This window comes from Candidatus Methylobacter favarea, assembly GCF_902806695.1.
GTDB classification, from domain to species: domain Bacteria; phylum Pseudomonadota; class Gammaproteobacteria; order Methylococcales; family Methylomonadaceae; genus Methylobacter_B; species Methylobacter_B favarea.
Genome location: NZ_CADCXN010000131.1, coordinates 1 through 7421, shown reverse-complemented (window position 1 = coordinate 7421; position 7421 = coordinate 1). Strand labels below are relative to the sequence as shown.

Sequence of the window (7421 nt, the reverse complement as noted above, 5' to 3'; positions counted from 1 at the left end):
GCGCCGAAAACATCACTATTGCTCAAACGAAACCGGCAATCTATGAGCTACAGGAACGCTCTTTCTAAGGATACAGGGGGGTTATCTATCAACCGTGCATTATTGTACTGAAAACAAGGGAACCCCCATCGTGCCTTCAGTACTGATGCCGTCGTCTAAAAAACGGATGGCGACGCCTAGTTGATCGAATTCCTTGATCAAAGCGATCATGTCCGCCGTATCCCGGCCCAGTCGATCCAGTTTTTTGACCAGGATCACATAGCCTGCTTCAACCTTGATTCGCAATAAATGCAAGCCTTCCCGATCCGTGTGGCTACCAGAAGCCTTATCGGTAAAGATGCGGGTTGTTGCAACTCCCGCTTCTTTTAATGCGTTGACTTGAATATCTAATGACTGTTGGCCGGTGGAAACCCGTGCATAACCGAAAAGCCGCATCTCACCATTTTGACCCCGCAAGAAATCGACACGCTGTATGCAATACCGTCGCTGGATGATGAAGAGGGGTCTTTTTTGTTCAGCCTTGATGAAATTGATAGGGCTATTCTTGATACCCTAGGAAACGACACTGCCCGCAAAGTTGATTATATATTGCAGCTTGGGTATTACCGTGCCATCGGCACCTTCTTCCTGTTCAGTTTCCAAAAAGTAAAGGCTGATGTTGAGTTCATCATGCAACTTTATTTTCCGGGAGAACCCTTCCCAAAAAAGCAGGTGTCGAAAAATCACCACTACCAAAACCGTTGCGCGGTAATGAACCAGTTCGGGCTGAGAGATGCCGATGCCGGATTTCAGTCCCAACTGGCCAAGGAAGCGAAGGCGCTTGCCAAGCGCCATGTGTTGTCGCGGTTCGTTTTGGAAGAACTGCTGTCCTACTGCCAATTGCAAAATGTGCTCAGGCCTGCGTATTCAAGCCTCCAGGAAATTGTTTCGATTGCGCTTCGGGAGGAACGAAAGCGTTTGGTCACCAAGCTCTATACGGATGCCAACAAAGGCCTTAAGGGGCAATTGGATAAGTTGTTGGATAACGATGAGTTGTTTTATAACCTGACCTTGCTTAAAAAAGACCAGAAGGATTTAGCACCACCGAGATCAAGAAAAGCGTTGCCAAACAACAACTGGTTTTTGGCATTTACCGGGAGTCCCAACGGTTGATGCCCAAACTGGGCATTTCAGAACAGAATATCATTTACTATGCGAACCTGGCGGAATTTTACAGTATCCAGAAGCTCCGTCGCTTTGCCGACAAAAATCTGGTGCGTCTGTATTTGCTCTGTTATGCCCATCACCGCTTCCTCAAAATCAATGACCATCTGGTCTCCAGCCTGATCCAGAAGATGTCCAAATATGCCGACGGTGCGGATGATTATCAACGCTCCAAAATTGAGTTGATGGAAACTGTGGACTCGCAATTGAGAAAACAGGCTTTCCAAGTGATGGCCATTAATATCGATGACCGCATCCCGGATCACCAAATCAGGGCTAAGGCCTTTGAAGTGGTGCCCCTAGAGGGATACAAACAATTCCTCAAGGATTTTAACAAGCCCAACCTGGACCGGGACTTTTACCGCTGGCAATACTATGGGGAAATTGCGCTGACTATCAAAAAGAACATTCGCCCCCTATTTAAGGTATTGGAATTTTCCTGCACCAATGACAACTTGACCCGGGCGGTTGCGTTTTTAAGGCGGCACCTGGAAGGCGGCCAGCCGTTCCGGGATTACCGCTATCAAGACGTGCCGATGAATTTTTGCCCAAAGTCGCTGAAAAAGTTCCTGACCTATAAAGTGTCCATCAACGGGCAGCCCGCAGTCAAGAAAGTCGATGGCGACCGCTATGAAAGCATGGTGTATCATCAGTTAAAGCAAGGTATCGCCAACACGGCGGTGTTCGTTAAGGACAGCCACTGGTATTGTTCCATGGAAGATGACCTGATCGACATTGGCGAATGGACGCAGAACAAAGAAAAGATTTTAAAAGAACTCAATATGCCGTTGCTGTCGATGGACATTGTGAACATGTTAAACCATTCGAAGCCAACATGAAGGTTAAGTACGGGCAAGTTAACCAGGCTATCCGTAGCGGTGACAACCCAAGCCTGAAAACCCATTACAACAAGCAAGGGGAATTGTTGAAATGGACCTTGCCTTATGTCCGGCTTGATGACGGCATGAACAACCCGTTTTATGAAAAACTGCATGTCTCAGGTATTGGCGATATCCTGAAATTCACGGCACAGGCCACGGGATTTATGAAGGCCTTTACGCATCTCCAACCCAAATACGCGAAATTAAGCCCAGACCCTGAAGTTATCCATGCCTGTGTCATCGCCAATGCCACCGGCATTGAAGCCAAACGAATGAAAGAGATCAGCGACATTAAGGAAAGCGACCTGGAACGGGTGGGTAAAAACCATGTCCGCTACCAAACCATCTATGCCGCGAATGACCTGATCATGAACCATACGGCCAAACTGCCTATCTTTGCGGAATACAATTTAGCCGATTACGGTGTCCACGCCAGCGTGGACGGCCAAAAATTGATCACCAAATACCACACGATCAAATCCCGCCATGCAAAGAAGTATTTTGGGATGTTGAAAGGCGTGGTCTTGTTGGCAATCAACGCGAACCACCTGCCGTTGTGCCTGAAAGTCATTGGCGCCAACCAGCACGAAAGCCACTTCTTGTTGGATATTGTGGAAAGCAACACCTCCGATGTTGAAATCGCAGCGGTCTCCGGCGACATGCACAGCATCAACCGCGTCAATTTCGCCTTGATGTATTTGTTCGGTTACCGGTTCATGCCGCGCTTTACCCAATTGCAGGACAAGTCGGACAACAACCTGGTGTGTTTTGATGAGCCAGACAACTATAAGCAGCACATTATCAAGCCCAGCAAGAAGGTCAATAAGGCACATATCATCAAGGAGTGGGACAATGTATTGAGAATATTGGCTTCCCTGGCCCTCAAGAAAACGACACAAAGCACCATCGTTAGTAAACTGTCTTCCTATAAAAAGACTAGTCCGGCGCTAAAGGCGCTAATTGCCTTCGATGAAATCATCATGACCGATTATTTGTTGGATTATATCGACAGCAAGGAAATCCGCCAAGTGGTGCAAGGCTCGTTAAACCGAGGCCGAATCCTATCACCAGTTAAGCGCTACCATTGCCAAAGTCAGCGGCGGCAGGATGCTGAGCGGCAAGAATGAAATTGAACTCGACATCAATGCCGAAGCCATCCGTCTGATCGCCAATGCGGTGATTTTTTATAAGGCGACATTGTTATCTACGTTATATCAGCATTATATAGAAATTGACCCGGAAATGGCGAGGACAATAGCCCGGTTTTCCCCGGTCGCCTGGCAGCATATCAGCTTCATTGGCAAGTATGAATTTTATAACCGAGGGGATATTATTAATATTCAAGAGTTTATCGAGAATATTATTGCCACTCTAAAAAAGATATTTCGGCTCTAAGCTACGGATAGAAAGGCTTACAGGGGTAGCTGAGTACAAACCGGGCTTTTGGTCAAAAGACCCCAATTATTTATACGACTTCACGTCGCACTACGCACGAATCCTTACGCCTAGTCTTAATTCACACAATCAATGTGAAATAAGTCATTGTTCCTAGTAACTGATGTCTCTAACCTAAGCTACGTGCCTGTCTCGGTGCGGATTTTGGGTTGCCTCTTATCGAAAAGCGATATGTGATGCTGAAGCCGTTCTGGGGTGGGAGCTTAACAGTGTAGTTATTTCCCTAACGCGAGATATTTTCAAATAGGAGCTACGGTAATGATAAATTCGAATTGGTTAGCACGCCCAGTCATTCTAGTTGCCTGGACTGCCGGTGTATTATTAGGTTTTACAACCATCAGCTCAGCAGAAACGGTAGCCGGCTTTGCCAAAGGGTACGTTCACCCACCTTACGGCGCCAGTGGCATCCCGTTGCTGGATTCCTTCTATTTTCGATACTCCGATACAGATCATCACATCCAAGATCTTGCGGTTTATCCGGAGCAAGGGGGACAAATTCTGCTAGCATTCGCAGACAAAAACGACGACGACACATACTTTTACAGCATTGAACATAAACGTTATTCGCTAGCGGGGGGTGTGATTACGGGAAGCTTCGTCGATTTCTGCAACGGGAAGTGCCTCTATCCACTGGACCCGCCGGGGCCGGACTATATCTTCACCCTGCGTGGATTCCGCTTTTATTTTCGAAATGGTGACCACCAAATAAATGAAGTTGGCATTCTCTGGGAGGGCGCTGGTGTAAAGACATACTTCAACGATCGGAATTATGATGATCCTTACGTCGTCTACGTCGATTACGCATGGCTGCCGGCATCCCTAGTTAAGGAGACTGGCGATATCTCCGGTACGGAAGCTGGCGGCGCCCAGAATATGCTGGCTAATGCCAACCGCGCAATTATTACTGGATTCAAGTTTGATTATCTGGGCGACGACGTTGACCATGAAATCCAAGACATTGGCATTCAGACCCGCGACTCGGATATGCAAGTGTTCTTCGGTGATAAGAATCAGGATGACGATTTCTCCTATCTGGTCAACTACGCAATCCTAGCTGGTAGGATAGTCCGTCCATTCCCCCTTCCTGAGTCTCCATTGCCGCCAATCAAGGCAGCGAATTGACCAGGCTGCGCTCACTGCAAAAGGTAGGGGTTTAGGGAGCAATGGAACGTAAAAACCCGTTAAGGGTTAATCTCATCGGCACTTAAATCGTCAATGTATTGACGATCATAAAACTACAGTTGAAGTCATTGCACAAACCACCGTTTGTGCAATGACGGTCAAATCAACGAAAAAAATGGGTTTTGGTGTTGCAAAAATGTATTGCGATTGCATTATGGATCAACAGGTTTGTGCAACCAAAAATACAGCGTAGATCAGTATTCGTGAAGTAGTTGCAGTATGACACTCATAGGCTTAACTAGGTTTTACGTTCCATTGATCCCTAAACCCCGGATTCAATAACAAGGGGTGTTGGCATCGGCAAAAAAAGCAATGAACAGGCGGCCAGTCTACCGTCACGACCGTTGCGTTAGGCCGGAAAAACGGTGCAACGGTTGCCAAATAACGCGACACAGGCGCGCAAGGCCGCGGCGCCCCTAGCGGCTATTTTGTTTCGCTTTGTACTCGGCGATTGCCCGCTCGGCGTCACGGTCGGTAAAAATGTTCTGCAAATCCGGTCCGTCATAATGGGCGTGCGGCGGATTTTCGATCATGACGTCGTAATCGGTCGATAACGGGATGTCCTCGTCGAGAAAGGTCTCCATGCCCTCGGTGTCGCCGGGCTGCAAGGGATGGTCTGCGTCGGTTTCAAATACTTGGGCCATGATATTAACTCACATATGCGTTAAAACATTTCATTATAGTAGTCTACCCCACGCCCGTGGGGATGTTAAAATGGTTGATATGAGCCCCAGTCAGCTTTAATAAAACTGGATTCAGTATTCATTCAAAACCTGCTTAACTGAATTTTACGCTCCATTGCGCCCTAAAGCCCATGGACGAAATTTAATAAAAAAATCCCGGCATTATAAATAACCCTCTATCTGACCGGTCGAATAAGGTACAATAGTCTAAACCTAACCCGGAAGGTGGGATGCAGGCGGGCCGTATACGGGCGCACGAATAGGCCGGTTTTTTTAATATACCCGCTAACCAGCGCCACAATCCACCCCTATCAGCAAATCGGCCAGATCGTCCAGCAGTTCCGGAAACCGCGGGCCCAATGCCGCAAGCCGACCCTGCGCTTCGGCCTGGATCAACTTACTGCGCCTGCGCGAATAACGCGAACAGTCGCGCCACCAGCTGCCGGTCATCAGCTGTCCCGTCCAGCGGATAGCGGCGCACGCCGCGCAGTAAAGCCGGCAGGCCGCCGCCGGTATTCCAGGCGCCGACTGTCTCATAGCCGGCATCCTCGCCCAGAAACACAGCCCCCAGCTGCAAGCAAGCCTGACGATCCGCCTGCGCGGCGGCCGAAGCTTCCAGTTCGCCGCGGGTAACCTGTTCATAACGCGCCAGCACGCCGGCAGCGAAACCTCGCAACAACTCCAGTACGACGGGCTTTGTTGCCCAGGTACGGCTTCTTGCCGGAGGCCTTGCCCAAGGCCACATGCCAGCCGGATGAACCGGGCTTACTATCAATATCGGACGTTTCCATTTTTAGCTCCTAACGTATTAAATGATGTCATGGTCGGCAAAATAATCGCTTCCACCAATCATTGTGAATGGGCGCCGAAGCCGTCGCCGTCGGGCTTAGAGCCCTTGCCGACATACAGCCCTTTAACGCCGGACCCGCGGGTTAATTTAACAGAATGCAAATCCCGCACCTGAAGGAAGGGGATTTACATGCATTCTGTTAAAGTGGCTGGCTTGTATTGTAATCGGTGGCGGTTTTCACGTGAATATATAATGCTGTTCAAAACGGGTACAAAGCTTATTGACGCGACGTGCTCAACCTTGTTTTTTCATCAGTTCGCATGAATTGCACTGACATGGGTAGTTATCATAGCTGGATGCATATATAAATTCTGTGAAACTTTAGAGTGATTTGCTGATTAGCACCCAAAACCAGCCATTCAGGACTAGCGAGAGCATCTGTGCAGAAATTACGGTTATGGTTTAATTTTAAGCCTAATCACTAAGATATCCCTACATCACTCGGGCAATAGTCAGACAAGCTATTGCTGATCATTTACATCTTGGCTTATTGTTTTTTATTACACTATGATTTTCTGTTTTCTGAAACCGCAGGTTTCCGTTTAAATGCCCCCGCTAGTCCAAGTAATGTCGGTTTGAACGCCCGTCAGTTGCAAATAAATCCGGTCGAAAATTGCGCTGATTGCAGGTTGTTACAATTACCCAAGATCAGCAAATTCCAGCGCCAGCAGTTTATCATCCCCTTCCGCCATCCGGTTAACGGCAAGCCGGAACGCCTTAAGCTGCGCCTCGGACAGACCCAACAAAGGCGCTGTCTGCAAACGCAAATGACCATCTACGATCAAGCCGCCGGAGTGCGCGATAATTAGCATCCTGAAGTCAAACTCGCGGATCACGCCGGCCAGGCAAGCGATATGCGCGTCAGTAAAACAGCGTGGATTACCGGGATATTCGATCAGTTTATCCAGCGGCCAGGATTCAACAACAGTCGAACCCCCTCACGGTCCTGCATACTGGCCGTGGTCACTCTGACCGTCAATAGCAGTCTCCCGCGTATCAACTAATAGGTGACGTTTATGCCCGTTGACTTTTTTCGGTATCCTAGCCCGGATATTTCATCAGCCCCAGAAAACTGCTCCAAAATCCGAACTAAATTTTGGAAAACCGGAAATGTTGAGAAATCGATGGCTAAAGCTGGAAATTAATGACTGATTTCCGTTTTTCAGA

General features: G+C 48.3%; 6 protein-coding genes and 1 pseudogene. 3 read left to right on the top strand and 4 right to left on the bottom strand.

Annotated elements, in window-relative coordinates; translation table 11 throughout:
* Positions 1-99: 99 nt before the first annotated feature.
* A complete protein-coding gene (locus HUX64_RS18885; RefSeq protein ID WP_217426627.1) occupies positions 100-435 on the bottom strand; it encodes a recombinase family protein in 336 nt (111 codons plus the stop codon).
* Here HUX64_RS18885 and HUX64_RS20275 point away from each other — a divergent pair.
* Positions 418-3490: pseudogene (locus HUX64_RS20275) on the top strand (Tn3 family transposase). The gene HUX64_RS18885 and the pseudogene HUX64_RS20275 overlap by 18 nt on opposite strands.
* Positions 3491-3797: 307 nt before the next feature.
* The gene (locus HUX64_RS18875; protein ID WP_174627736.1) at positions 3798-4661 is read left to right on the top strand and encodes a hypothetical protein; all 864 of its coding nucleotides are present in this window, start codon (positions 3798-3800) and stop codon (positions 4659-4661) included.
* A gap of 476 nt (positions 4662-5137) precedes the next feature.
* Here the strand turns inward: HUX64_RS18875 and HUX64_RS18870 are convergent, their stop codons facing one another.
* The 3 genes from HUX64_RS18870 to HUX64_RS18860 all read right to left on the bottom strand — a co-directional run bounded on the left by HUX64_RS18870 (position 5138) and on the right by HUX64_RS18860 (position 7090).
* Entirely contained in the window at positions 5138-5365 is a 228-nt protein-coding gene (locus HUX64_RS18870; protein WP_174627735.1) for a hypothetical protein, read from the bottom strand.
* 436 nt (positions 5366-5801) lie between these two features.
* The gene (locus HUX64_RS18865; protein ID WP_174627734.1) at positions 5802-6179 is read right to left on the bottom strand and encodes a hypothetical protein; all 378 of its coding nucleotides are present in this window, start codon (positions 6177-6179) and stop codon (positions 5802-5804) included.
* Between the two features lie 713 nt (positions 6180-6892).
* A complete protein-coding gene (locus HUX64_RS18860) occupies positions 6893-7090 on the bottom strand; it encodes a ParB N-terminal domain-containing protein (protein WP_217426626.1) in 198 nt (65 codons plus the stop codon).
* Positions 7091-7108: 18 nt separating this feature from the next.
* Between HUX64_RS18860 and HUX64_RS18855 the strand changes: the two genes are divergently transcribed.
* Positions 7109-7258 (top strand): hypothetical protein, encoded by a 150-nt coding sequence (locus HUX64_RS18855; RefSeq protein ID WP_174627732.1) that lies wholly within the window; start codon positions 7109-7111, stop codon positions 7256-7258.
* Positions 7259-7421 lie beyond the last annotated feature (163 nt).